Source organism: Helicobacter pylori oki112 (assembly GCF_000600085.1).
Classification (GTDB): Bacteria; Campylobacterota; Campylobacteria; order Campylobacterales; family Helicobacteraceae; genus Helicobacter; species Helicobacter pylori_CY.
The window spans coordinates 227,212-250,649 of sequence record NZ_CP006821.1 but is presented as its reverse complement, the minus strand read 5'-3'; the positions used below and the strand labels follow the sequence as shown (position 1 = coordinate 250,649).

The window sequence follows — 23,438 nt, the reverse complement described above, 5'->3', positions numbered from 1 at the left end:
AGTCATCTTTAAGCGTCTTGCTGATCACTTTGATGCGCAGAAACGCTAGGCTTTAAGCTCTCAAACGCTTGGGTAATCCTCAAACAAACCTGACTTTCAACAGCGCTAATAGCCTGATAAATCGCGCATTCAACCGCTCTAGCGTTGCTCTTGCCGTGGCTAATGATCACGCTTTTATTCACGCCTAAAAGCGGTGCTCCCCCATATTCAGCGTAATCGGTTTTTTGTTTTAAAATACCAAACGCATTCTTAAGCATCAAAGCCCCCATTTTAGATTTAAAAGAGCTTTTAATTTCATCTTTAAAAATAGAGCCTATCGTGCTAGCGACCCCTTCTGTTGTCTTTAAGACCACATTCCCCATAAAGCCATCGCAAACCACCACATCCACAACCCCTTTGAAAATATCGCTCCCCTCCACATTGCCATAAAAGAAATCATAAGCTTTTAGCATTTTATGCGTTTCTTTAACGAGCATGTTCCCTTTAATATCTTCTTCGCCATTACTCAAAAGACCCACCTTAGGGCTATCATAATGCAACACGCTTTTAGCGTATTCATACCCCATAAGAGCAAAATCAATCAAATATTCAGGCTTGCAATCCGTGTTCGCTCCTGCGTCTAACAGCACGCTAGGGCGTTTGCCAACGCTAGGCATCAAAGTGCAAATAGCGGGCCTTTCAACCCCCTTGATACGCCCTAAACGCAAGGTCGCTAAACCCATAGTCGCTCCGCTATGCCCCGCTGAAATCAAAGCGTCAGCCCCATTTTTCAAAATATCCATACCCAAGTAAATGGAAGATTCCTTACGCTTGATTGCCTCAGTGGCGGCTTCTTCCATTTTAATATAATCTTGCGTGTGGATCATTTCCACTTTGCTGGCTAACTCTTTAGAAATAAAAGGGGTCGCTTTGTCTTTATCCCCCACTAAAACCGCACTAAAACTCTTATTCTCTAAAGCCCTTGAGACTCCCTCAATAACGGGTAAAACCCCATGGTCAGCCCCCATTAAGTCTATTACAATTTTCATCATGCGTCCTTAAAAGGCTTGTTGCAATCCGTTGCAATCCTTTAAAATACTTTCTATCACTAAAGATAGCTTTTATACTAGTATTCTTTAGTAAATTTGTTAATATGGTGGGGAAGCTTCCAAGTGCCATCTTTAGCTTTTATGGGCTTAGCCAACTTAACGCCATAATGCGTACGCCTTTTTGCCGCTCTTGTCTTACTCACTCTTCTATCAGGTACTGCCATAAATTCTCCTTCATTTCAATCTGCATAATGGTAGTCTAATTTAATAGACTCCACTTCAGAGCGTAAAATTTCGCTCAAATCAATAAAACCATTGAAAGATTCAATAACATCTAAATTATCAAAATCCAAACTTTGGCTTTGCGTATCCCACAACCCGTCTGAAATATGCAAAACCAACGACTCATCAAGGCTCTTTTTAAACTCTTTACCGCTTGTATCGCAAATAAGCATCAATTCACCCTTAAGGCACGCTTTCAAGCGGAACAATTTCGCCCCCACTCGCATGACTTCGCCCTCTAAAACCACTCCCTCATGCTCTAAAGAAAACGCTTTAGGCGTATTAAAAGCGATTTTACGCATTTCAAATTGCATGCTTACTTAAAACGCCCTTAAACCTTAAAGATCTCTAGCGGCAAAAAAGAAAGCGATTTCATTATGTGCGTTTTCTAAGCTATCGCTCCCATGCACCGCATTAGCGTCAATGCTTTCAGCAAAATCCGCTCTGATAGTGCCTTTTTGGGCGAGTTTGGGATCAGTCGCTCCCATAAGATCTCTGTTTTTAGCCACCGCATCTTCGCCCTCTAAGACCATAACCACCACCGGACCACTGACCATAAATTCTATTAGATCTTTAAAAAAGGGTCTCTCTCTGTGGATCGCATAAAAGTTTTCAGCGTCTTTAACGCTTAAATGCAAGCGTTTCATAGCAATCACTTCCAAGCCGTTACTCTCAAAGCGATCAACGATTTTGCCTACCACTTTTTTCTTAAGTGCATCCGGTTTAATAATAGACAGCGTTCTTTGTTTCAATTTAAACTCCTTGTGAATTGTTGATTATACAAAAATTTTTTAAAATATTACCCTTAAAATATTTTTTAACGCTTAAAGAACGCTTTAATCTCCTCAGCTTTGTTGGTTTTTTCCCAAGTGAATTCCTCTAATTCGCGCCCAAAATGCCCATAAGCTGAAGTGAGCGAATAAATGGGTCTTAACAAATCCAAGCTTTCAATAATGCCTTTTGGCGTGAGTTTGAAAACCGCTTTCACGCATTTTTCCAACTCCGCACTTGAATACTTGCTCGTGTTATGCGTGTTCACATAAACAGACACCGGCTCTATCACCCCAATCGCATAAGCAAGCTGCACGGTCGCTTTATCGCAAACCCCACTCGCTACCAAATTTTTAGCCACATAGCGGGCCGCATAAGCCGCGCTCCTATCCACTTTACTGGGGTCTTTCCCGCTAAACGCTCCCCCACCATGCGGGCAACTCCCCCCATAAGTATCCACGATGATTTTTCTGCCCGTCAAACCCGCATCGCCTTGCGGTCCACCGATAACGAATTTTCCTGTAGGATTGACAAAAAACTTGATATTATCATGCAAATATTCTTTGGGTAAAACCTTATACACGATCTCTTCAATCACGGCTTCTTTTAAATGTTTTTGCGAAACTTCTGGGGAATGCTGGGTGGAAATGACAATCGTATCAATGCTTACAGGCTTGTTGTTTTCATAACGCACGCTCACTTGAGACTTGCCATCAGGCCTTAAAAAAGGCAGAGTGTTGTCTTTTCTTTTTTGAGCCAAAGCGAAAGTGAGCTGGTGCGCTAAATGAATGGGTAAGGGCATGAGCGTTTCAGTCTCCTTGCACGCATAACCAAACATAAGCCCTTGATCCCCTGCCCCAATCTCGCCATCTTCTCTATCCACGCCCTGATTAATATCAGGGCTTTGCTCGCCAACGCCATTCAAAACCGCCGCACTTCTGTAATCAAAGCCATAAAGAGCGTCTGTATAACCAATCTTTTTAACCACTTCTCTTGCAATCTCTTGCATAGGGGCATAAACAGAAGTTTTTAACTCGCCAGTGATCATGCAAAACCCGTTAGAAACTAAAGTCTCGCATGCGACTTTGGCTTTTTGATCGTGCTCAATGATGTAATCTAAAACCGCATCGCTGATTTGATCAGCCATTTTATCAGGATGCCCCTCGGTTACTGATTCAGAAGTGAAAAGAAAACTATCTTTCATTGATTGTCCTTATTAAAATAATCATTCGTATTCAAAATGGGCTTATTATAGCTTATTTCATTCTTTAAGATTTAAAAAACCCTTTAGCTTTTTGCAACAAACTCGTTTTTTGCTGTTTCCTGAAATTCGTTCTTAAATGAGCTAGGAAATGGTGCCATTCATGGATTTCCATAGCAGGGATCGCTCCGGCAAAATTAGTGTTAGGGGGCAAGTCTTTACCCACTGCACTTTTACCTCCAATTTGAGTGAATTCGCCCACATGCAAATGCCCCCCAATGCCCACTTGACCGCCAAAAACTACATTACGGCCAGTGGTTGTAGAGCCGCTCAAGCCCACTTGAGAGACAACGATGCTGTGCTCGCCTAAAACGCAATTATGCCCGATTTGAACCAGGTTATCAATCTTAACGCCCTCTTTAATCAAAGTCTCGCCAAACACCGCCCGATCAATCGCCGTGTTAGCGCCAATTTCTACATTTTTTTGAATCCTAACAATCCCCACATGCTCAATTTTGACATGCTCTCCTAAAGCGGTGTGTGCATAACCAAAGCCATCGCCTCCGATCACGCTGCCTGCATGGATAGTAACATTATCTTCTAAAATCGTATTTTGATACAAAATGACACGAGGATACAAAACGCAATTTTTACCGATTTTGACCCCATCAGCGATCACCACGCCCGGATAAATCAAAGAATTTTCGCCAATTTCTACGCCCTCTCCAATCACAACATTAGGCATGATCGTTACTTTTTCAAAATGTTTAGGTTCATTCACGCTTTCTGGGTTTTTAAAAAAAGGGATTTTAAAGGCATGCGAAGCTTTAGCAAAGGCTAGATGCGGGTTATCCACGATTAAAGCTTGCATGTGTTTTGGCACTTTAGAAGATTCTTTTTTACGGATAAACACCGCTCCGGCTTTGGAATCTTTTAAAAGTTTAAGGTAACGCGCTTGGTCAATATAGCTAATATCATTAGGCGTGGCCTTATCCAATTCCGCTAAAGCATGCACTTCAAAGTCGTTTGAAAATTCCGTTTCAATAGAATAGGCGCTCAACAATTCGCTTAATTTCATCAATACCCCTTATTGTTCTTTATGCAAATCCCACAATAGCGTAGCTTTATTGTCTTTTTCTTCCACAGCCCCCATGCCCATAACATGATAGCCAGCATCCACAAAATGCACTTCCCCACTCACCCCACTAGACAAGCTAGAGAGCAAATACATCCCGGCATTGCCCACTTCCTCTAAACTCACATTTTTTCTTAAAGGGGCGTTGATTTCATTCCATTTTAAAATCATCCTAAAATCAGCGATCCCGCTAGAAGCGAGCGTCCTTATAGGCCCGGCCGATAGGGCATTCACCCTTATATGATGCTTGCCTAAATCCACCGCTAAATAACGCACCGCACTCTCTAGGGCCGCTTTAGCCAACCCCATCACATTGTAATGCGCCATGTATTTGGTGCTGCCTAAATAGCTTAAAGTCAAAACAGACGCTCCGTTATTTAATAAAGGTTTTAGAGTGTTTGTCAGCTCTATTAAAGAATAAACAGAAATTTCCATAGCGGTGTTAAACGCGCTTTTAGAAGTTTCCAACAAGCTCCCCTCTAAAGCCTCTTTAGGGGCAAAGGCCACGCTATGAACGATAAAATCCAATGAGCCTAAATCCTTTTTAACGCTATTGTATAGCGACTTGAAATGCTCTTCTTTACTCACATCTAATTCATACACATAGGGGCTATTCAATTCCTGCGCGATAGGCCTCACGCGCTTTTCTAAGCTCTCATTCAAATAAGTGAAAGCCAAAATAGCCCCTTGATTGAAGCAAGATTGAGCGATCCCATAAGCGATGGATTTATTATTCGCCACCCCTACAATAAGCCCTTTTTTACCTTTTAAAAATCCCATGATTTTCCTTTATAAAAATGAAATGATTGTTTTAAAATTTTCTAATTCCCAAGACGCACTCCCGATCAATAAGCCATCCACGCTATCAATCCCTAAAATTTCTTTAGCGTTTTGTATGTTCACGCTCCCCCCATACAATAAGGGCGTTTTTTGATTTAAGATTTGTTTTAAAAAACCATGCGTGAGATAAATATCTTCTAAAGAAGCGCTTTTTTTGGTGCCAATCGCCCAAATAGGCTCATACGCCACAATTAAATTGGAATAATTAAGATCAATATTTTCTAATTGCTCGCTTAAAAATTCCTTTACAGCCTTAAAACCCTTTTCTCTGGTCGTTAAATCTTCGCCAATGCAATAGATAATTTTAAAATTTTTATTTTTAAAAAAATCAAACTTTTCTTTCAAAAAGCTAGGGCTTTCCTTTAAAAGTGCTCGCCTCTCGCTATGCCCTATTAAAAGCGTGTGGATTTTGAGTTCTTCTAAATGCTTTGAAGTGATTTCACCGGTAAAAGCCCCACAATCTCTAGGGTAAGCGTTTTGCACCCCTAAAGTGAAATGCAAAAACGAATTAGGCAATAACCCCAAAAAATCAGGGAATACAAACACCCTGTCAAAATGCTGCGGTTTTAAAGTCTTTTCTAATTCTTTTAAATACGCATGGCTTTTAAAAATAGGCATAGCGGATTTAAAATTAGCCATGGCAATTTTTGTCATTGAATGATCCTTATTCTATAGGTGGTAACTATCCCTTATTATATCTAATAGCGTTTAAAAAATGTAAATTTTAAACAATAGCCCCCTTGAATTGAATTTTTTCCCAATTTAGGTTTTGTTTATAAGGAAAATTATTTCAAATGTAGTAAAATTAAGGCAGTGTTTTTGCGTCAAGCGATTTTAGGTTAATTTTGAGTTTTTAGGAGCAGTTTTTATGCAACAAGAAGAGATTATAGAGGGTTATTATGGCGCTAACAAAGGGCTTAAAAAGAGCGGTATTTATGCTAAGCTGGATTTTTTACAGAGCACTACGGGCTTGATTTTAGCGCTCTTTATGATAGCGCACATGTTTTTGGTCTCAAGTATCTTGATTAGCGATGAAGCCATGTATAAAGTGGCGAAATTTTTTGAAGGGAGCTTGTTTTTAAAAGCGGGCGAGCCGGCTATTGTGAGCGTGGTTGCAGCAGGAGTTATTCTTATTTTAGTCGCACATGCTTTTTTGGCGTTAAGGAAATTCCCTATCAATTACAGGCAATACAAGGTTTTTAAAACCCATAAGCATTTGATGAAACATGGCGATACGAGTTTGTGGTTTATTCAAGCCTTAACCGGGTTTGCGATGTTTTTCTTAGCGAGTATCCACTTGTTTGTCATGCTCACAGAGCCTGAAAGTATTGGGCCTCATGGCTCAAGCTATCGTTTTGTAACGCAAAACTTTTGGCTTTTGTATATTTTCTTATTGTTTGCCGTAGAATTGCATGGCTCTATCGGGTTGTATCGTTTAGCGATTAAATGGGGGTGGTTTAAGAATGCGAGCATTCAAGGCTTGAGAAAAGTCAAATGGGCGATGAGCGTGTTTTTTATTGTTTTAGGGCTTTGCACCTATGGGGCTTACATTAAAAAAGGTTTAGAAAATAAGGACAATGGCATTAAAACCATGCAAGAAGCCATAGAAGCTGATGGGAAATTCCACAAAGAATAAGGGTAGAAAATGAAAATAACATATTGTGATGCGCTAATTATTGGAGGCGGATTGGCCGGGTTAAGGGCTAGTATCGCATGCAAACAAAAGGGTTTAAACACCATCGTTTTAAGCCTAGTGCCTGTCAGGCGTTCACACTCTGCAGCCGCTCAAGGGGGCATGCAAGCGAGCCTTGCGAACGCTAAAAAAAGCGAGGGCGATAATGAAGATTTGCACTTTTTAGACACGGTTAAGGGGAGCGATTGGGGGTGTGATCAGCAAGTGGCTAGAATGTTTGTAACCACTGCCCCTAAAGCCATTAGGGAATTGGCCAGTTGGGGGGTGCCTTGGACTAGGATTAAAAAGGGCGATAGGCCTGCGGTCGTCAATAGTGAGCATATTATCATTACCGAAAGAGACGACAGGCATGGTTATATTCTAAGCCGTGATTTTGGCGGCACTAAAAAATGGCGCACATGCTTTACGGCTGATGCTACAGGGCATACCATGCTTTATGCGGTCGCTAACGAAGCCTTACACCACAAAGTGGATATTCAAGACAGAAAGGACATGCTCGCTTTCATCCATCATGACAATAAATGCTATGGGGCGGTGGTAAGGGATTTGATCACAGGCGAAATTTCAGCGTATGTTTCTAAGGGCACGCTTTTAGCTACCGGAGGTTATGGGCGCGTGTATAAACACACCACTAACGCCGTGATTTGCGACGGAGCCGGGGCGGCGAGTGCGTTAGAAACCGGCGTGGCTAAATTAGGCAACATGGAAGCGGTGCAATTCCACCCTACCGCTTTAGTGCCAAGCGGGATTTTAATGACCGAAGGTTGCAGGGGCGATGGTGGCGTTTTAAGAGACAAGTTTGGCAGACGCTTCATGCCCGCTTATGAGCCGGAGAAAAAAGAGCTTGCGAGTAGGGATGTGGTTTCAAGGCGGATTTTAGAGCATATCCAAAAAGGCTATGGAGCCAAATCGCCCTATGGGGATCATGTGTGGTTGGATATTGCTATTTTAGGGCGTAACCATGTGGAAAAAAACTTAAGGGATGTGCGCGATATTGCCATGACTTTTGCCGGCATTGATCCGGCCGATAGCGAAGAGCAAACCAAAGACAACATGCAAGGAATGCCCGCAAATGAGCCTGAATACGGGCAAGCGATGGCTAAGCAAAAAGGCTGGATCCCCATAAAGCCCATGCAACACTATTCTATGGGTGGGGTTAGGACAAACCCTAAAGGCGAAACCCATTTAAAAGGCTTGTTTTGCGCGGGCGAAGCGGCATGCTGGGATTTGCATGGGTTTAACCGCTTGGGGGGAAATTCTGTGAGTGAAGCGGTGGTCGCTGGCATGATCATAGGGGATTATTTTGCCTCGCATTGTTTGGAAGCGCAAATTGAAATCAACACGCAAAAGGTTGAAGCCTTCATTAAAGAAAGCCAGGATTATATGCATTTTTTATTGCATAATGAAGGCAAAGAAGATGTGTATGAGATTAGAGAGCACATGAAAGAAGTCATGGATGAAAAAGTGGGCGTTTTTAGAGAAGGCAAAAAATTAGAAGAAGCCCTTAAAGAATTGCAAGAGCTTTATGCGCGCTCCAAAAACATTTGCGTGAAAAACAAGGTTTTGCACAATAACCCTGAATTAGAAGACGCTTACCGCACCAAAAAAATGCTCAAACTCGCACTTTGCATCACCCAAGGAGCGTTACTGCGCACTGAAAGCAGAGGGGCTCACACAAGGATTGACTACCCTAAAAGAGACGATGAAAAATGGCTTAATCGGACTTTAGCGAGCTGGCCTAGCGCTGAGCAAGACATGCCCACGATTGAATACGAAGAATTAGATGTGATGAAAATGGAAATCAGCCCTGATTTTAGGGGCTATGGCAAAAAGGGCAATTTCATTCCTCACCCCAAAAAAGAAGAGCGCGACGCTGAGATTTTGAAAACGATTTTAGAATTAGAAAAGCTTGGGAAAGACAGGATAGAAGTCCAACATGCGCTCATGCCTTTTGAATTGCAAGAAAAATACAAGGCTAGGAACATGCGTTTAGAAGATGAAGAAGTCAGGGCTAGGGGGGAACATTTGTATTCTTTCAATGTCCATGATTTATTAGACCAACACAACGCTAACCTAAAAGGAGAACACCATGAGTGATAATGAACGAACGATTGTAGTTAGAGTGTTAAAATTTGACCCTCAAAGCGCGGTGAGTAAGCCGCATTTTAAAGAGTATCAATTGAAAGAAACGCCATCCATGACGCTCTTTATCGCTTTAAATCTCATTAGAGAGCATCAAGATCCAGATTTGAGCTTTGATTTTGTGTGCCGCGCTGGGATTTGCGGCTCTTGCGCGATGATGGTTAATGGGAGACCGAGACTGGCTTGTAAAACCCTAACTTCTAGCTTTGAAAGCGGGGTGATCACGCTCATGCCCATGCCCAGTTTTACGCTCATTAAGGATTTGAGTGTGAATACAGGCGATTGGTTTGGCGATATGACTAAAAGGGTGGAGAGCTGGGCGCATTCTAAAGAAGAAGTGGATATTACTAAGCCAGAAAAAAGGATTGAACCTGATGAAGCCCAAGAAGTCTTTGAACTAGACAGGTGTATTGAATGCGGGTGCTGTATCGCTTCTTGTGGGACTAAGCTCATGCGCCCTAATTTCATTGGAGCTGCTGGCATGAACAGAGCCATGCGTTTTATGATTGACAGCCACGATGAAAGAAGCGATGACGATTTTTATGAATTAGTGGGCGATGATGATGGTATTTTTGGGTGCATGAGCTTGATCGCTTGCCATGACACTTGCCCTAAAGAATTACCCTTGCAAAGCAGTATCGCTACTTTGCGTAATAGGATGTTGAAAGTGGGTAAAAGCCGCTAATTTCTTTTTAGTGGGTCGTTTTTGAAAATCTTTTTAGTCCTTTTAAGCGTCTTTTTTTTTAATGGGTGCTTTGGGTTAGTCTATAAGACTCCCATTTCAAGCCCCCCTATCTCTTATGATCCCTACACTACCGCTATTGGGAGCTTGTATGCCAAAAAATTAAAAGAAAACCCTAACCATAGCGCGGCCATTCTTTTAGAAGACGGCTTTGACGCTTTGTTACATAGAGTGGGACTTATCAGAATGAGCCAAAAAAGCATTGACATGCAAACTTATATCTATAAGAACGATCTCTCTTCTCAAGTGATCGCTAAAGAACTTTTAAATGCGGCCAATCGTGGGGTAAAAGTGCGCATCCTTTTAGACGATAACGGAGTGTATTCCGATTTTTCAGATATTATGCTCTTAAATTTCCATAAAAACATTGAAGTGAAAATTTTTAACCCCTACTATATCCGCAATAAAGGCTTGCGTTATTTTGAAATGCTTGCGGATTATGAGCGCATTAAAAAACGCATGCACAACAAGCTTTTCATCGTGGATAATTTCGCTGTCATTATAGGGGGGCGCAATATTGGGGATAATTATTTTGATAACGATTTAGACACGAATTTTTTAGATTTAGACGCTTTGTTTTTTGGGGGGGTTGCTTCAAAAGCCAAAGAAAGCTTTGAACGCTATTGGAGGTTCCACCGCTCTATCCCTGTTTCATTACTAAGAACCCATAAAAGACTCAAAAACAACGCTAAAGAAATCGCTAAACTCCATGAAAAAATCCCTATCAGCGCTGAAGACAAAAACCATTTTGAAAAAAAAGTCAATGATTTTATAGAACACTTCCAAAAATACCAATACCCCATTTATTATGGGAATGCCATTTTTTTAGCCGATTCACCCAAAAAAATTGACACGCCCTTGTATTCGCCTATTAAAATCGCTTTTGAAAAAGCCCTTAAAAACGCTAAAGACTCCGTTTTTATCGCTTCATCGTATTTTATTCCAGGCAAAAAGATGATGAAAATCTTTAAAAATCAAATTTCTAAGGGGATTGAATTGAATATTCTTACCAATTCCCTTTCATCTACTGATGCAATAGTGGTCTATGGGGCATGGGAAAGGTATCGCAACCAATTAGTGCGAATGGGCGCGAATGTCTATGAAATACGAAACGATTTTTTTAACCGCCAGATTAAAGGGCGCTTTAGCACCAAACATTCCTTACACGGCAAAACGATTGTTTTTGATGACAATTTAACGCTTCTAGGGAGTTTTAATATTGATCCGCGCTCTGCATACATCAACACTGAAAGCGCGGTTTTGTTTGACAACCCGTCTTTTGCCAAAAGGGTGCGTTTGTCGCTTAAAGATCATGCCCAACAAGCATGGCATTTGGTGGTGTATCGGCATAGAGTGATTTGGGAAGCGGTGGAAGAAGGCATTTTAATCCATGAAAAAACTTCGCCTGACACTTCCTTCTTTTTGCGCTTGATTAAAGAATGGTCTAAAGTCCTTCCTGAAAGAGAGCTTTAAAACTTTTAATGCGCTTTATTTTGCGAAAAAGCGATGTTATTGGTAACAGCGGCTAAAAGTGCTGAACACACAAACACCAAATGGATCACCACTTGCCAAAAAATGGGGTTATGCGATAAGGGCGTGTCCTTAGGGATACTGGATAGAACGTCTTCTAAACTCATGTAGCGTTTGAGCAAGAAAATCGCCGAAATCGCTACAATGGAGAGTGAAACCTTTAATTTTAAAGCGTTAAAATCCGTGTGCTTTAGCCAAGTGATTTCACTGGCATCTACCTTGTCTAATTTGGAAACAAAGCTTTCATAACTGGCGAGCAACACCATTAAAACAAGCCCGGCCATAAACAACAAATCCACTAATCCTAAGGCTGATAAAACCAAATCCGTTTCGCTGATCGTGTTTAAATGGCTTAGCATGTGCCACAACTCTTTCATGAACGCATAGCCTAAAACCACCAGCACTAACGACATGGCAATGCATAAAGGGGCTAGCAACCAACGAGTGGCAAACAACACTCTTTCAATCAATTTTTCCAACATCTCAACTCTTTTAATTATGGCTTTTTGAAGCCTTGATTATAGCTAATTTTAAAAAACCTATTAAAATGACTGATGCTTTCTTTTTGGTAAAATCATATGGATTGATAGTCTTAAAAGCTGTTTTAATCTTTTTTATATTACAATTCTTTCATGCGGTCTGGGTTTGTTACTTCTCCTTGACTGCTAGTAGTGGGTATGAATGTTTTATCTAAAACGCATGTTTTTCCATTTTTTACCTCTTACCCCTACTTTACTAAATGCTATTACTTTGTTTTAGCTGTCTTATATTTTGCTCGCTATTAAAAAGCTGTCATATTCTTTGCTATCCATTAAATTCATAACGCTCTTTATTTCTTTAAAAATGGGATTACTTTATTTTAGTTTTATACAAAACTCTTAAGAAAATAGGGGTATTTTGCAAACTCTCCCCCATAAATCCCTCTAACCCCTAAGAGTGCATCACAAGAAATTATCGCTTGACTAACGCTAATCTCTTTTAAGTTTGTAAAGCCCTTAACGAATCTCTATGACAACCGGTTTAGTCATTTTTTTGCTGACTTCATCAGCATGCATTAAGGCTTCTTGTTTGCTCTTATACGGGCCTATGAGATAGCGCTTCGTTGCTCCCCTATCTTCAATCTTATGGGGGAATTGGTTAAACTCTTGTAAAAACGCTTTATTGGGCGTGTGCGCAAAAACCCCCACTTGCAAATAATGCCCTTTAATAAGATTGGTTTTAGAATTGGCTTTTTTAGGAACTTCTTTATGAGCTTCTTTTTTGACTTTTAGCTCTTTAACCGCATGCTTAGCTTTATCTTTATGAGCTTCCTTATCTTTAGGCGTTGCTTTAGGCTTTTTATGGGGGGTTTCTTTTTTAGCCACAGCTTGAGATTCTTTTTGAGCGATTATAGGAGTGTGTTCAACAACTTTTAATTCTTTTTGAGCTTCTTGGGTTTCTTCTGTTGTTTTCATCTCCGTTTGAGTTTGATTGGTTTGAATGGGCATTTTAAACGCATCGCTTTCTTGTTTTTTAACATTATCCGCCACTTTGTCCAGATCGCTTTCTTGTTTGGAAGGATCCAAATTCAAGCTTTCAAACGCATCGTCTTTTTTCTCGTCTTTAGTGTTGCCTATTTTTTGCATGCCGCTATCGGTTTGTAAAAAAGTCTCTTTAGGAGTGACTCTCGTGCTTTTCCAAAACACCATTAAAAGCACCGCTAAAATGATAATGGCTATAGCCACGATCAAAAACACTTTTTTAGTGCCGCCCCCATTATTTTCTTCTTCTAAGATCACTTCATTCAGTCTTTCTTTTTCTGACATCAAAAATCCTTTCAAAAATTGTTATAAATGCTTCGCCCAAGAGCTCCCTCGCTCTTTTGCAAACACTTCATAAGGTAAAGCTAAAATATTAAATTCCTTAGGCCATTCATTGCTAGGGAAGACCCTCCATTCTTTAGGCAACCCTTGTGCTAATTTCATAGACAAAGTTTTAACCAACCTTTCACCCTCGCCCAATTCCGTATGCCCCTTATGCACATACAAATGCAAATGCCCTGGAGTCTTTGTGTTATAAGCGGTAAAATTCATAAAACCTTCCTCACGAAGCAATAACTGTGCCTTATGATAAAAACGCTCTGGATTCCTCCCGTTATAATCAAACACAATATTTTCCACCTTATCGTTACGCAAGATGAGGTTGTGCGCGATTTCTATCTCCCTTTTCAAATGCTTTTGAATGAGCGAGCTTGTGAGCATGGCATTCACTCTTTGGAATTTATTATAGAAGCAACGCCCCGCATAATCCACCCTCTCCCCCAAGCCTGGTTTTTTTTCAAAATAATGGCTTGTGTCTATCTTAATGAGCTTTAATTCCATTTCTGTCATCTTGACTCCCTTAAAAAATAGGTTGTTGATACACAGGGAATTGATTAGCCATGGCTTTCAATTCTTCTTTCACATGCAATTGCAAACTAACATTATTAATATCATTCAAAATATCTGATATTTTATCCCCTATGATTTCAAATTCTTTAGCTCCCATGCCCCTTGCGCTCAATGCCGCTGAGCCAATCCTTATCCCGCTCGTTACAAAAGGGCTGCGCGTTTCGCCAGGAATGGTGTTTTTATTCACGGTGATTCCGGCATTCCCTAATGCAATATCAGCGTCTTTCCCGCTATAAGGCTTATCTAAGAAATCCATCAAAAGCAAATGGTTAGAAGTGCCACCGCTCACTAACTTATGGTTTTTTTCTTTTAACGCTTTAGCCAAAACTTGCATGTTAGATTTCACTAATTTTGCATAAGCTTTAAATTCTGGTTTTAGATTCTCTTTAAACCCCACCGCTTTAGCAGTAATCGCATGCATCAAAGGCCCGCCTTGAGTCCCTGGAAAGATCGCTTTATCAATCTTAGCCGCTATCTCTTCATCATTAGTTAAAATAAGTCCCCCTCTAGGCCCTCTTAAGGTCTTATGAGTGGTGCTTGAAACCACATGGCAATGCGGGAAAGGATGGGCATGCTCATTAGCGACCACAAGCCCTGCCACATGGGCTATATCGCCTAATAGTAACGCCCCCACTTCATCAGCGATTTCTCTAAATTTCTTAAAATCAATCTCCCTTGGATAGGCTGAAAACCCGCACACAATGATTTCTGGCTTAACGCTCTGAGCGATTTTTAGTGCTTCTTCATAATCAATATAGCCATCCAAATTCACGCCATAAGAAAAGCTCTGATAATGCTTGCCGGTTAAACTCACTTTAGCGCCATGCGTTAAATGCCCTCCACAGCTTAAATCCATGCCTAAAATCTTGTCATAAGGCTTTAAAAGAGCGTGATAGACAGCGTTATTGGCTTGTGAGCCTGAATGCGCTTGCACGTTAGCGAACTGGCAATTAAAAAGCTTTTTAGCCCTTTCTATGGCTAGGCTTTCTATTTTATCCACCACTTCACAGCCTCCATAATAGCGCTTGTTAGGATAGCCCTCAGCGTATTTATTCGTTAAAATGCTTCCCATAGCTTCCATAACACTAGGAAAAGTGTAATTCTCGCTCGCTATCATTTCTAAATGCTCATTTTGCCGCTTATATTCTTCAAAGATCAATTCAAAAATTTCACTATCCGTTTGTTCTAAAAAATACGCCATTATTCTCCACTCTCAATATTAAAATCGTTTTTAACAGGACGCATCGCTGGGAATAAAATCACATCTTTAATGCTTTTAGCTCCAGTGAGTAACATCACTAATCGGTCAATACCTATGCCTTGCCCTGCAGTGGGGGGCATTCCATGGGCTAGGGCCCACACGTAATCTTCATCCATGTATTGGGCTTCTTCATCGCCTTTCTCTTTTTCAGCCACTTGATTTTTAAAGCGTTCTAATTGATCTAAAGGGTCGTTCAACTCGCTAAAGCCATTAGCGATTTCTTTTCCTGCAATGAACAATTCAAACCTGTCAGCAATATTAGGGTTACTATCGTTGCGTCTGGCTAAAGGGCTAATTTCAATGGGATATTCGGTTACAAAAGTGGGGTTAATGAGTTGGTGCTCTACAAAATGATCAAACGCTTCAGCGAGTAACTTGCCATAAGTGAGATTGGGCTCTACTTTGACGCCTCGCTCTAACAAATAAGCCAAAAGCCTGTCTTCTTTTTCTAAAATACCCTTACTAATGCCCCCTATTGTTTCTAAAGCGTCCAAATAGGAAATCACGCTCGTTTGGTTGAAATCCACTTCCATATCGTTATAGATGATTTTTGAATCCAAATTTAAAGTCTTTAGCAAGTAGTCAAACAGCCTCTTACTGAGTTCAATCAAATCTTCATAAGTGTGATACGCCCAATAAAATTCAATCATCGTAAATTCGGGGTTATGGCTGTGATCCATGCCCTCATTCCTGAAATTACGATTGATTTCAAACACCGCTTCAAAACCCCCCACAATCAAGCGTTTGAGGTATAATTCTGGAGCGATTCTTAAATACCTCTCCACCTCTAAAGCGTTATGATAAGTGATAAAAGGCCTTGCGTTCGCCCCGCCAGGAATGGGGTGCATCATGGGGGTTTCCACTTCTAAAAACCCTTCCATTTCAAAGAATTTCCGCACGCTAGAGACAATCAAACTGCGCTTTTTAAACACATCTTTAACGCTAGGATTGACGATCAAATCCAAGTAGCGTTGGCGGTAACGCAATTCTATATCGCTCAGTCCGTGAAACTTTTCAGGTAAAGGCACAATGGTTTTGCTTAAAATATGAAATTCTAGGGCATGAATGCTTAATTCACCGGTTTTGGTAGCAAAAGGGAAGCCTTTCACCAACACAATATCGCCCACTTCTAAATGCTTTTTCAAACTTTTAAACTCATCGTTCAATTCATTTTGCGAAACATAAGCTTGCAAAATCGTGCTTTCATCTTCAATTTTAATAAAACATGCCTTGCCCATTAAACGCAAAAGCTTGACCCTCCCTACAATACTCTCGCATTTTTCTTTGTCTTTAGGCTCTTCTAAATCCTTAACATAAGCGTATTTTTCTAAAAAAGCAGCGTTTGTAAGGCTTCGTTTCAAGCCATTTTGATAAGGGTTTTTCCCTTCTTCTCTCAAGCTATTGGCTTTATGGATGCGTTGCTGGATGTATTGGTTAGAAAACATGTGATGCCTTTATAGGGGTTCTTTATTAGATGGGGTGGGGTTTGGTGGGGTTTGGTTAGCTTTTGGATCCAGCATGTTTTTAGGCAAGTCTTTAGCCTTTTCCTTTAAAGCTTCCACGCCCTTATCCATCGTTTTATCAAAAGATTGTTTATTTTTATTAAAAGATTCTTTATTTTTGACTTCATCGCTCATTTCTTCAAGGTTGTCTTTAAGGTTTTGCTCCACATGTTTGACGCCATCAAGGCGCATGATCTTACTAGCGACGCTTTTTATGGTAGAAAAAAAAGCGCTTTTTTCTTGCAAATAGGCGTTAGCGTCTTTCATCACTTCCATTTTAGAGAGCGCATAAAGGATGAAAGAAAGCACTAAAAAAGTCTTCAAGCATGAAAAAATAAACCCTAACGCTTTGTCTATAATGCCTAACCCGCTAAAGACTAACACCTTGCCTAGCAACACTCCAAAAGCTAAAAAAAACACCCAAATAGACGCTAACACCAATAAAAAACCGATGAGATTCGTCATGGTTTCATTTCTTAAATCATACAAATGCTCTGAAAATAAATTCCCAACAGCCACAGAATAGCGAGACGCTAAATACACGCCAAGCACAATCCCTAAAGTCCCCGCCACTTCACTCACGAAGCCATGATAAAATCCTCTAATCCCAAAGGCCACCACCACCACAAGTAACGCCAAATCAATATAGTTCAAACCCTAAACCCAAACCTTTCTCTCATATATCTCGCATAAAGATAGTGAGCGCTCAAAAACACCCATTACTCTTAAATCATGCCAATTCACACTCTTTAGACTTGAAATTTGAAAATAATAACACAACTTAAAAAAAACTACCCTTAAAAAAATCAATCTAAAATTCTTAAATTAAAATATAGCTATAATACACTAAAACAATCTCAAGGTTTCAAAATTTAACCATGCGTCTTCTTCTATTCAATCAAAACGCTTTTTTATTGGCGTGCATGTTTGTTTCAAGCGTGTATGTGAATGTTTTTTTAGACGCTTATGCGGTTGAAAACCCCTATATTCCTATCATACTCACAAGCCTATTAGCCCCTTTAAGCATGTTGGCGTTTTTAAAAACCCCTAGAAATAGTGCTTTTGCTTTGGGGTTTTTCGTAGGAGCGTTATTGTTTTATTGGTGCACTTTAAGCTTTCGCTACTCGGATTTCACTTATTTATTGCCCTTAATCATTGTTTTAATAGCGTTAGTTTATGGGGTTTTATTTTATTTGTTGCTCTATTTTGAAAACCCCTATTTCAGGCTTTTGAGTTTTTTAGGCTCTGGTTTTATCCATCCTTTTGGTTTTGATTGGTTAGTCCCGGATAGCTTTTTTTCTTATAGCGTGTTTAGAGTGGATAAGTTATCGCTAGGGCTTGTTTTTTTAGCTTGCATTTTTTTGAGTGCTCAAAATCTTAAAAAATATAGGATCATAGCGGTTTTATTGTTACTTGGCGCGTTGGATTTTAATGGTTTCAAAACAAGCGATTTAAAAAAGGTTGGAAATATTGAATTAGTCTCTACAAAAACGCCCCAAGATTTGAAATTTGACTCAAACTACCTTAATGATATTGAAAACAATATTCTTAAAGAAATCAAGCTCGCTCAAAACAACCAAAAAACCTTGATTGTTTTTCCAGAGACCGCCTACCCCATCGCTTTAGAAAACTCCCCCTTTAAAGCCAAGCTAGAAGATTTAAGCGATAATATTGCTATTTTAATAGGGACATTACGCACCCAAGGCTATAACCTTTATAACAGCTCGTTTTTATTTTCTAAAAAGGGCGTTCAGATCGCTGATAAAGTGGTTTTAGCCCCCTTTGGCGAGACCATGCCTTTACCCAAGTTTCTTCAAAAACCCCTTGAAAAGCTCTTTTTTGGCGAGAGCGCTTATTTATACCGCAACGCTTCTCATTTCAGCGATTTTACATTAAATGATTTTACTTTTCGCCCCCTGATTTGCTATGAAGGCACTTCCAAAGCCGCTTATTCAAACAGCCCTTCAAAAATTTTTATCGTAATGAGCAATAACGCATGGTTTAGCCCAAGCATTGAACCCACCTTACAAAAAACGCTTTTAAAATACTACGCAAGGCGTTATGGTAAAATCATCTTGCACAGCGCGAACTTTTCAACTTCTTACATTTTAAACCCTAGTTTATTAGGCGATATTCTTTTTAGGAAACGATAATGATTAAAGCGATTAATATTTCTCATGCTTTTGAAAAGCCTCTTTATAATGGCGTGAATTTGTGCATCAAGCCCAAAGAAAGCCTAGCGATTTTAGGCGTGAGCGGGAGCGGTAAAAGCACGCTTTTAAGCCATTTAGCCACCATGCTAAAACCCAATAGTGGGACGATTAGTTTGTTAGAACACCAAGATATTTATGCCTTAAATTCCAAAAAGCTTTTGGAATTACGGCGCTTAAAAGTGGGCATAATCTTCCAATCGCATTACCTTTTTAAGGGTTTTAGCGCTTTAGAAAACTTGCAAGTCGCTTCCATCCTAGCCAAGCAAGAAATAAATCATTCCCTTTTAGAACAATTAGGCATAGCCCACACCCTAAAGCAAGGCGTGGGTGAATTGAGCGGTGGCCAGCAACAACGCTTAAGCATCGCCAGAGTGCTTTCTAAAAAACCCAAAATCATTATCGCTGATGAACCCACCGGGAATTTAGACACCACTAGCGCTAATCAAGTCATCAGCATGCTGCAAAATTACATTACAGAAAAAGAAGGATCGTTAGTTTTAGCCACGCATGATGAGCATTTGGCTTTCACTTGCTCTCAAGTCTATCGCCTAGAAAAAGAAGTTTTGATTAAGGAAAAATAAGAAATGTTACAACGCCCTAAAATTGTCGCTGAATTGAGCGCTAATCATAACCAGGATTTAAACCTCGCCAAAGAAAGCCTTCATGCCATTAAGGAAAGCGGCGCGGATTTTGTCAAGCTCCAAACCTACACGCCAAGCTGCATGACTTTAAACTCTAAAGAAGATCCTTTCATCATTCAAGGCACTTTATGGGATAAAGAAAATTTGTATGAATTGTATCAAAAGGCTTCTACCCCCCTAGAATGGCATGCGGAATTGTTTGAATTGGCTAAAAAGCTTGATTTAGGCATTTTTAGCTCGCCTTTTAGTTCAAAAGCCTTAGAGCTTTTAGAGAGCCTAAATTGCCCCATGTATAAGATCGCTAGTTTTGAAATCGTTGATTTAGATTTGATTGAAAAGGCCGCTCGCACACAAAAGCCCATTATCCTTTCTAGCGGTATCGCTACAAGCGTTGAATTGCAAGACGCTATCTCGTTGTGCAAAGGAGTGGGTAATTTTGACATCACCCTTTTAAAATGCGTGAGCGCTTATCCCAGCCAAATAGAAGACGCTCATTTATTGAGCATGGTTAAATTAGGTGAAACCTTTGGCGTTAAATTTGGCTTGAGCGATCACACGATTGGCTCTCTTTGCCCCATTCTAGCCACCACTTTAGGAGCGAGCATGATAGAAAAGCATTTCATTTTAAACAAATCCTTACAAACCCCAGACAGCGCTTTTAGCATGGATTTTAACGGATTTAAAAGCATGGTTGAAGCCATCAAACAAAGCGTTTTAGCCTTGGGCGAAGAAGAGCCTAAAATCAATCCAAAGACTTTAGAGGAGCGGAGATTCTTTATGCGCTCTTTATTTGTCATTAAGGATATTCAAAAAGGCGAAGCATTGACTAGCGATAATATCAAAGCCTTACGCCCCAACCTTGGCTTACACCCTAAATTCTATAAAGAAATTTTAGGCCAAAAGGCATCAAAATTCTTAAAAGCCAACACCCCTTTAAGCACTGATGATATAGAACGCCCATTGTAGGTTTGTTTTGATTAAAAATGGGATTTTTAAATTTTGTTTTATGGTTTTAGATTTGATTTTAAACTCATTTTCTTTATTTTAAACTCTTAAGGGGATAGGGGCATCGCTCTCATCAAATGTTACAACTAGAACCTTATTTGAATTCCAAAATAAAAACAGGATTACTTTGTTGCTATCGTTTTAAACTTTATAATAAAACCCATTTTTTAAGGGAATATTTTGCGTTTAATCCCTAACCTCCAATCAAATCCCCTAACCTCCAGAGAATGCTTTTTTAAGAGATTATCCGCTTGATTAAATCAATCTCTTATGTTTAATCTTAAAAAATGCCTTTGAATATTTTTATTGGCACTCAATAAAAAAGTCAATCCATTTTAAATAATTTTTAACCACAGATTTCACACACGCTTTAAACAAAGCCCAAAAAAGGGGCTAATAACACCCCTTATGACAAAAAGCTGTGCCTAAAGCACTAGATCAATAAAAAATAATCTCATTTCACCTTTTCAAGATACTCTTCTGTTTCCGTATTGACTTTAATCACCTCACCCTCTAAAACATGGAAAGGCACTTGCACGACCGCACCGGTTTCTAAAGTCGCTGGTTTTTTGCTCGCACTGGAAGTATCGCCCTTAAAATTAGGAGCCGTTTCCACAATCTTTAAAGCCACAACTTGCGGCACATCCACTGAAATCGCCTTGTCATTATACAATAAAACCTGCACTTGCATGCCGTCTAGCATCCATTTAGAAGCCTCACCCACTTGAGAGTCGTTCAAAGCGATTTGCTCATAGCTCTCTATATCCATAAATTGGTATGTGTCGCCATCGTGATAAAGGTATTGCATCGTTTTTTCAACCAGATTAGGCTCTTCGCACTTATCCCCCGCATGGAAAGTCTTCTCAATCACCTTACCATCTAAAAACGACTTGATTTTCGCGCGCACAAAAGCCGCACCCTTGCCGGGCTTGACATGCTGGTATTCTACGATCCTATAAGGCACACCACCCAATTCAATTTTCAAGCCCTTTTTGAGCTCGCTCATCCCAATTGCCATGTTATATTCTTTCCTTGTTGATTAAATTTTATTAGCGCTGCCCAAAAGTTTCATGCGCTCTTTGACCACATTTTTAAGCGCTAATTGGGCCGGAGAAAAAAACTTCCTCAAATCAAATTGACTCTTATCTTCGTTAGCCACCTTGCGCACTTCTGCGATAAAAGCGATCCTTAAGTCCGTGTCGGTATTGACCTTATTGATCCCCCCTTTTATAGATTCTTGTAAAAATTCAAAAGGCACGCCCTTAGAGCCTTTCAAATCGCCTCCAGCGTCCAAATAAGATTTCCTCACATCATCTGGTATCGCGCTCGCTCCATGCAAAACTAAAGGGATATTAGTGAGCCTTTTGACTTCTTGCAAGCGTTCAAAATCCAATTTGGGCTCGCCCTTAAACTTAAACGCTCCATGGCTTGTCCCAATGGCTGGGGCTAAGTAATCCACTTGAGATTCTTTGACAAACTGCTCCGCTTCTTTAGGATTCACTAACACCGCGTCTTTTTCATCCACTGAAATATTGTCTTCAATCCCCATCAAACGCCCCAACTCCGCTTCCACGCTCACTCCAGCGTTATGCGCCATTTTGACCACTTTAGAAGTCAATTCCAAATTTTCTTCAAAAGCATGATGAGACGCATCAATCATCACAGAAGTGAAACCCGCTTTCACGGCTTTTTCGCAGCTTTCAAAAGTCGTGCCATGATCTAGGTGTAAGGCCACAGGAATGTGTGGGTAGCGTTCGCACATGATTTTCACCATGCCCACCGCCATATCAATCCCCATGTATTTGATCGCTCCTTCACTCGCTTGAATGAAAAGCGGGGAATTTTCCTCATTTCCTGCTTCAAAAATAGCGTTTAGCATTTCAAAATTCACGAAATTAAACGCCCCTACCCCATAACCTTCTTTATGGGCTTTCAATAAGATTTCATTGCCTTTAACTAACATGATAACACCTCATCAATTACTTGTTGATAACAATTTTAGCGTGCTTCCTTAATTCCTCGATTCGTTGATTCATGCGTTCTTGGAAAAGCTTTTCTTGTAACATCCCCTTAATGGTAGGTTTAGCCTGTTCATAAGTATAAGTTACAGGGCTATCTTTAGAAATCAAATAGATAATATGATAACCAAACTCTGTTTTAACAGGGGTTTTAGTGTAATTCCCAGGAGTTAAAGCGAAAGCGGCTTTAGAAAAATCCGGAGCCATCTGGTTTTTTTGGAATTTCCCTAAATCACCGCCATTTTGCGCATTCTTGCTGTTAGGATCAATCGTATCCCGATTGGCTAACTCAATGAATTTGGCTTCTTTTTTAGTCTTTGGCTGTTTGTCAATCTCAGAAATAATCCGTTTAGCCTCATCCTCGGTTTTCACTAAAATATGCCTAGCATGGGCTTCTTGCTTGACAAAAAGCTGATCTTTATTAGCGTTGTAGAAATCCTGCATTTCTTTTTCTGGGATTTGGATTTTTTTCACTTCTTCAGCCTGTTTTTTAGCCCAAAATTCCACCAAAGCCTGTTTTTTAACCGCTTCCATCATCGCTTTAAATTCTGGAGTCTGATCGAGCTTTTCTGCTTTAGCTTCATTTTCTACAAGTGCGGTGCGAATGGCTTGCTCAATCAAGGCTTCTTTTTCTTTCTCTTTAAGCTTGTCAAAATCAAAATTAGGATTTCGTTGCTTAATCATGTCAAAATCGCTTTTGGTGATAGGCCTGCCATCCACTGTCGCTAACACGCCTGCTGAAGAATCAGTCGTTTTTTTCGTGTTATGTGTAGCGTTATTTGCGTTATGAGCCGGCTTAGCCATCAAAAACGACGCACTCAACGCGCCCACTAACGCTAAATTTAAGATATTTTTTTTCATTGTGTGTTCTCCACTCTAAACTAATTTTCATCATTAAATTTACATTATAGCAAATTTAAAACAAAATCAGCTATCATGATCACAGAAAACTCACATTCAAAGATCAAGAAACGCTTAAAGTTATTCATTCCATGTAAAAGTAGG

The 23,438-nt window shown here is 40.1% G+C and carries 24 protein-coding genes; 7 read left to right on the top strand and 17 right to left on the bottom strand.

Annotated elements, in window-relative coordinates; genetic code table 11:
- Positions 1-8: 8 nt before the first annotated feature.
- From plsX to HPOKI112_RS01195, 8 genes are all read right to left on the bottom strand, one after another.
- Positions 9-1,028 (bottom strand): phosphate acyltransferase PlsX, encoded by a 1,020-nt coding sequence (gene plsX, locus HPOKI112_RS01230; RefSeq protein WP_025309603.1) that lies wholly within the window; start codon positions 1,026-1,028, stop codon positions 9-11.
- 77 nt (positions 1,029-1,105) lie between these two features.
- Positions 1,106-1,252, bottom strand: a complete 147-nt coding sequence (gene rpmF, locus HPOKI112_RS01225) for a 50S ribosomal protein L32 (protein WP_025275592.1) — start codon at positions 1,250-1,252, stop codon at positions 1,106-1,108.
- 15 nt (positions 1,253-1,267) lie between these two features.
- Entirely contained in the window at positions 1,268-1,624 is a 357-nt protein-coding gene (locus tag HPOKI112_RS01220) for a hypothetical protein (protein WP_025275591.1), read from the bottom strand.
- 24 nt (positions 1,625-1,648) lie between these two features.
- A complete protein-coding gene (gene ndk / locus HPOKI112_RS01215; RefSeq protein ID WP_025275590.1) occupies positions 1,649-2,062 on the bottom strand; it encodes a nucleoside-diphosphate kinase in 414 nt (137 codons plus the stop codon).
- Positions 2,063-2,127: 65 nt separating this feature from the next.
- Entirely contained in the window at positions 2,128-3,285 is a 1,158-nt protein-coding gene (gene metK / locus HPOKI112_RS01210; RefSeq protein ID WP_025309602.1) for a methionine adenosyltransferase, read from the bottom strand.
- Positions 3,286-3,349: 64 nt separating this feature from the next.
- On the bottom strand, positions 3,350-4,360 hold the full coding sequence (gene lpxD / locus HPOKI112_RS01205) for a UDP-3-O-(3-hydroxymyristoyl)glucosamine N-acyltransferase (protein WP_025309601.1): 1,011 nt from the start codon (positions 4,358-4,360) through the stop codon (positions 3,350-3,352).
- 9 nt (positions 4,361-4,369) lie between these two features.
- On the bottom strand, positions 4,370-5,197 hold the full coding sequence (fabI, locus tag HPOKI112_RS01200; RefSeq protein ID WP_025309600.1) for an enoyl-ACP reductase FabI: 828 nt from the start codon (positions 5,195-5,197) through the stop codon (positions 4,370-4,372).
- A 9-nt stretch (positions 5,198-5,206) separates the two neighbouring features.
- Positions 5,207-5,911, bottom strand: a complete 705-nt coding sequence (locus HPOKI112_RS01195) for a triose-phosphate isomerase (RefSeq protein WP_025309599.1) — start codon at positions 5,909-5,911, stop codon at positions 5,207-5,209.
- Positions 5,912-6,125: 214 nt separating this feature from the next.
- On the opposite strand from HPOKI112_RS01195, the gene HPOKI112_RS01190 reads away from it, so the two are divergent.
- From HPOKI112_RS01190 to clsC, 4 genes are read left to right on the top strand one after another with little or no spacing between them, the layout of a single operon-like run.
- Positions 6,126-6,893, top strand: a complete 768-nt coding sequence (locus tag HPOKI112_RS01190) for a fumarate reductase cytochrome b subunit (RefSeq protein ID WP_025309598.1) — start codon at positions 6,126-6,128, stop codon at positions 6,891-6,893.
- A 9-nt stretch (positions 6,894-6,902) separates the two neighbouring features.
- Positions 6,903-9,047 (top strand): fumarate reductase flavoprotein subunit, encoded by a 2,145-nt coding sequence (locus HPOKI112_RS01185; RefSeq protein ID WP_025275586.1) that lies wholly within the window; start codon positions 6,903-6,905, stop codon positions 9,045-9,047.
- Positions 9,040-9,777: a fumarate reductase iron-sulfur subunit gene (locus HPOKI112_RS01180; RefSeq protein WP_025309597.1), complete on the top strand. Its 738-nt coding sequence runs from the start codon at positions 9,040-9,042 to the stop codon at positions 9,775-9,777. Before HPOKI112_RS01185 ends, HPOKI112_RS01180 begins: the two co-directional genes overlap by 8 nt.
- 21 nt (positions 9,778-9,798) lie before the next feature.
- Entirely contained in the window at positions 9,799-11,307 is a 1,509-nt protein-coding gene (gene clsC / locus HPOKI112_RS01175; protein WP_025309596.1) for a cardiolipin synthase ClsC, read from the top strand.
- 5 nt (positions 11,308-11,312) lie between these two features.
- On the opposite strand, the gene HPOKI112_RS01170 is transcribed toward clsC, so the two are convergent.
- The 6 genes from HPOKI112_RS01170 to HPOKI112_RS01145 all read right to left on the bottom strand — a co-directional run bounded on the left by HPOKI112_RS01170 (position 11,313) and on the right by HPOKI112_RS01145 (position 17,210).
- Complete coding sequence (locus HPOKI112_RS01170) at positions 11,313-11,846, bottom strand: TIGR00645 family protein (RefSeq protein ID WP_025275584.1); 534 nt, start codon at positions 11,844-11,846, stop codon at positions 11,313-11,315.
- Positions 11,847-12,359: 513 nt separating this feature from the next.
- Positions 12,360-13,169, bottom strand: a complete 810-nt coding sequence (locus tag HPOKI112_RS01165) for an SPOR domain-containing protein (RefSeq protein ID WP_025309595.1) — start codon at positions 13,167-13,169, stop codon at positions 12,360-12,362.
- Positions 13,170-13,190: 21 nt separating this feature from the next.
- Positions 13,191-13,733 carry a DUF1882 domain-containing protein gene (locus HPOKI112_RS01160; RefSeq protein ID WP_000138088.1) on the bottom strand — a complete coding sequence of 181 codons (543 nt, stop codon included), beginning with the start codon at positions 13,731-13,733 and terminating at the stop codon, positions 13,191-13,193.
- Positions 13,734-13,743: 10 nt separating this feature from the next.
- Positions 13,744-14,994 (bottom strand): serine hydroxymethyltransferase, encoded by a 1,251-nt coding sequence (locus HPOKI112_RS01155; RefSeq protein ID WP_025309594.1) that lies wholly within the window; start codon positions 14,992-14,994, stop codon positions 13,744-13,746.
- The gene (lysS, locus tag HPOKI112_RS01150; protein ID WP_025275581.1) at positions 14,994-16,499 is read right to left on the bottom strand and encodes a lysine--tRNA ligase; all 1,506 of its coding nucleotides are present in this window, start codon (positions 16,497-16,499) and stop codon (positions 14,994-14,996) included. The genes HPOKI112_RS01155 and lysS overlap by 1 nt, the downstream gene beginning before the upstream one ends.
- 9 nt (positions 16,500-16,508) lie before the next feature.
- Positions 16,509-17,210 carry a CvpA family protein gene (locus HPOKI112_RS01145; RefSeq protein WP_025309593.1) on the bottom strand — a complete coding sequence of 234 codons (702 nt, stop codon included), beginning with the start codon at positions 17,208-17,210 and terminating at the stop codon, positions 16,509-16,511.
- Between the two features lie 224 nt (positions 17,211-17,434).
- Between HPOKI112_RS01145 and HPOKI112_RS01140 the strand changes: the two genes are divergently transcribed.
- Genes HPOKI112_RS01140 through pseI form a run of 3 tightly spaced genes read left to right on the top strand, consistent with a single transcriptional unit; the run spans position 17,435 to position 20,376 of the window.
- On the top strand, positions 17,435-18,709 hold the full coding sequence (locus tag HPOKI112_RS01140) for an apolipoprotein N-acyltransferase (RefSeq protein ID WP_025275579.1): 1,275 nt from the start codon (positions 17,435-17,437) through the stop codon (positions 18,707-18,709).
- Complete coding sequence (locus HPOKI112_RS01135; protein ID WP_025275578.1) at positions 18,709-19,350, top strand: ABC transporter ATP-binding protein; 642 nt, start codon at positions 18,709-18,711, stop codon at positions 19,348-19,350. The genes HPOKI112_RS01140 and HPOKI112_RS01135 overlap by 1 nt, the downstream gene beginning before the upstream one ends.
- A 3-nt stretch (positions 19,351-19,353) precedes the next feature.
- Positions 19,354-20,376, top strand: coding sequence for a pseudaminic acid synthase (gene pseI / locus HPOKI112_RS01130; protein WP_025275577.1), 1,023 nt, complete (start codon positions 19,354-19,356; stop codon positions 20,374-20,376).
- A 493-nt stretch (positions 20,377-20,869) separates the two neighbouring features.
- Here pseI and efp read toward each other — a convergent pair whose 3' ends face one another.
- The 3 genes from efp to cbf2 are packed head-to-tail and all read right to left on the bottom strand — an operon-like array spanning position 20,870 to position 23,294.
- Positions 20,870-21,433: an elongation factor P gene (efp, locus tag HPOKI112_RS01125; protein WP_025276630.1), complete on the bottom strand. Its 564-nt coding sequence runs from the start codon at positions 21,431-21,433 to the stop codon at positions 20,870-20,872.
- A 21-nt stretch (positions 21,434-21,454) separates the two neighbouring features.
- Positions 21,455-22,378 carry a class II fructose-bisphosphate aldolase gene (locus HPOKI112_RS01120; protein ID WP_000960439.1) on the bottom strand — a complete coding sequence of 308 codons (924 nt, stop codon included), beginning with the start codon at positions 22,376-22,378 and terminating at the stop codon, positions 21,455-21,457.
- A 16-nt stretch (positions 22,379-22,394) separates the two neighbouring features.
- On the bottom strand, positions 22,395-23,294 hold the full coding sequence (gene cbf2, locus HPOKI112_RS01115) for a peptidylprolyl isomerase CBF2 (RefSeq protein WP_000739430.1): 900 nt from the start codon (positions 23,292-23,294) through the stop codon (positions 22,395-22,397).
- Positions 23,295-23,438 lie beyond the last annotated feature (144 nt).

Bases quoted from the DNA above. Each gene is read 5' to 3' on its own strand.
- plsX (WP_025309603.1), bottom strand. From the start codon at position 1,028: ATGAAAATTGTAATAGACTTAATGGGGGCTGACCATGGGGTTTTACCC.
- rpmF (WP_025275592.1), bottom strand. From the start codon at position 1,252: ATGGCAGTACCTGATAGAAGAGTGAGTAAGACAAGAGCGGCAAAAAGG.
- HPOKI112_RS01220 (WP_025275591.1), bottom strand. From the start codon at position 1,624: ATGCAATTTGAAATGCGTAAAATCGCTTTTAATACGCCTAAAGCGTTT.
- metK (WP_025309602.1), bottom strand. From the start codon at position 3,285: ATGAAAGATAGTTTTCTTTTCACTTCTGAATCAGTAACCGAGGGGCAT.
- lpxD (WP_025309601.1), bottom strand. From the start codon at position 4,360: ATGAAATTAAGCGAATTGTTGAGCGCCTATTCTATTGAAACGGAATTT.
- fabI (WP_025309600.1), bottom strand. From the start codon at position 5,197: ATGGGATTTTTAAAAGGTAAAAAAGGGCTTATTGTAGGGGTGGCGAAT.
- HPOKI112_RS01195 (WP_025309599.1), bottom strand. From the start codon at position 5,911: ATGACAAAAATTGCCATGGCTAATTTTAAATCCGCTATGCCTATTTTT.
- HPOKI112_RS01190 (WP_025309598.1), top strand. From the start codon at position 6,126: ATGCAACAAGAAGAGATTATAGAGGGTTATTATGGCGCTAACAAAGGG.
- HPOKI112_RS01185 (WP_025275586.1), top strand. From the start codon at position 6,903: ATGAAAATAACATATTGTGATGCGCTAATTATTGGAGGCGGATTGGCC.
- HPOKI112_RS01180 (WP_025309597.1), top strand. From the start codon at position 9,040: ATGAGTGATAATGAACGAACGATTGTAGTTAGAGTGTTAAAATTTGAC.
- HPOKI112_RS01170 (WP_025275584.1), bottom strand. From the start codon at position 11,846: ATGTTGGAAAAATTGATTGAAAGAGTGTTGTTTGCCACTCGTTGGTTG.
- HPOKI112_RS01165 (WP_025309595.1), bottom strand. From the start codon at position 13,169: ATGTCAGAAAAAGAAAGACTGAATGAAGTGATCTTAGAAGAAGAAAAT.
- HPOKI112_RS01160 (WP_000138088.1), bottom strand. From the start codon at position 13,733: ATGACAGAAATGGAATTAAAGCTCATTAAGATAGACACAAGCCATTAT.
- HPOKI112_RS01155 (WP_025309594.1), bottom strand. From the start codon at position 14,994: ATGGCGTATTTTTTAGAACAAACGGATAGTGAAATTTTTGAATTGATC.
- lysS (WP_025275581.1), bottom strand. From the start codon at position 16,499: ATGTTTTCTAACCAATACATCCAGCAACGCATCCATAAAGCCAATAGC.
- HPOKI112_RS01140 (WP_025275579.1), top strand. From the start codon at position 17,435: ATGCGTCTTCTTCTATTCAATCAAAACGCTTTTTTATTGGCGTGCATG.
- HPOKI112_RS01135 (WP_025275578.1), top strand. From the start codon at position 18,709: ATGATTAAAGCGATTAATATTTCTCATGCTTTTGAAAAGCCTCTTTAT.
- pseI (WP_025275577.1), top strand. From the start codon at position 19,354: ATGTTACAACGCCCTAAAATTGTCGCTGAATTGAGCGCTAATCATAAC.
- efp (WP_025276630.1), bottom strand. From the start codon at position 21,433: ATGGCAATTGGGATGAGCGAGCTCAAAAAGGGCTTGAAAATTGAATTG.
- HPOKI112_RS01120 (WP_000960439.1), bottom strand. From the start codon at position 22,378: ATGTTAGTTAAAGGCAATGAAATCTTATTGAAAGCCCATAAAGAAGGT.
- cbf2 (WP_000739430.1), bottom strand. From the start codon at position 23,294: ATGAAAAAAAATATCTTAAATTTAGCGTTAGTGGGCGCGTTGAGTGCG.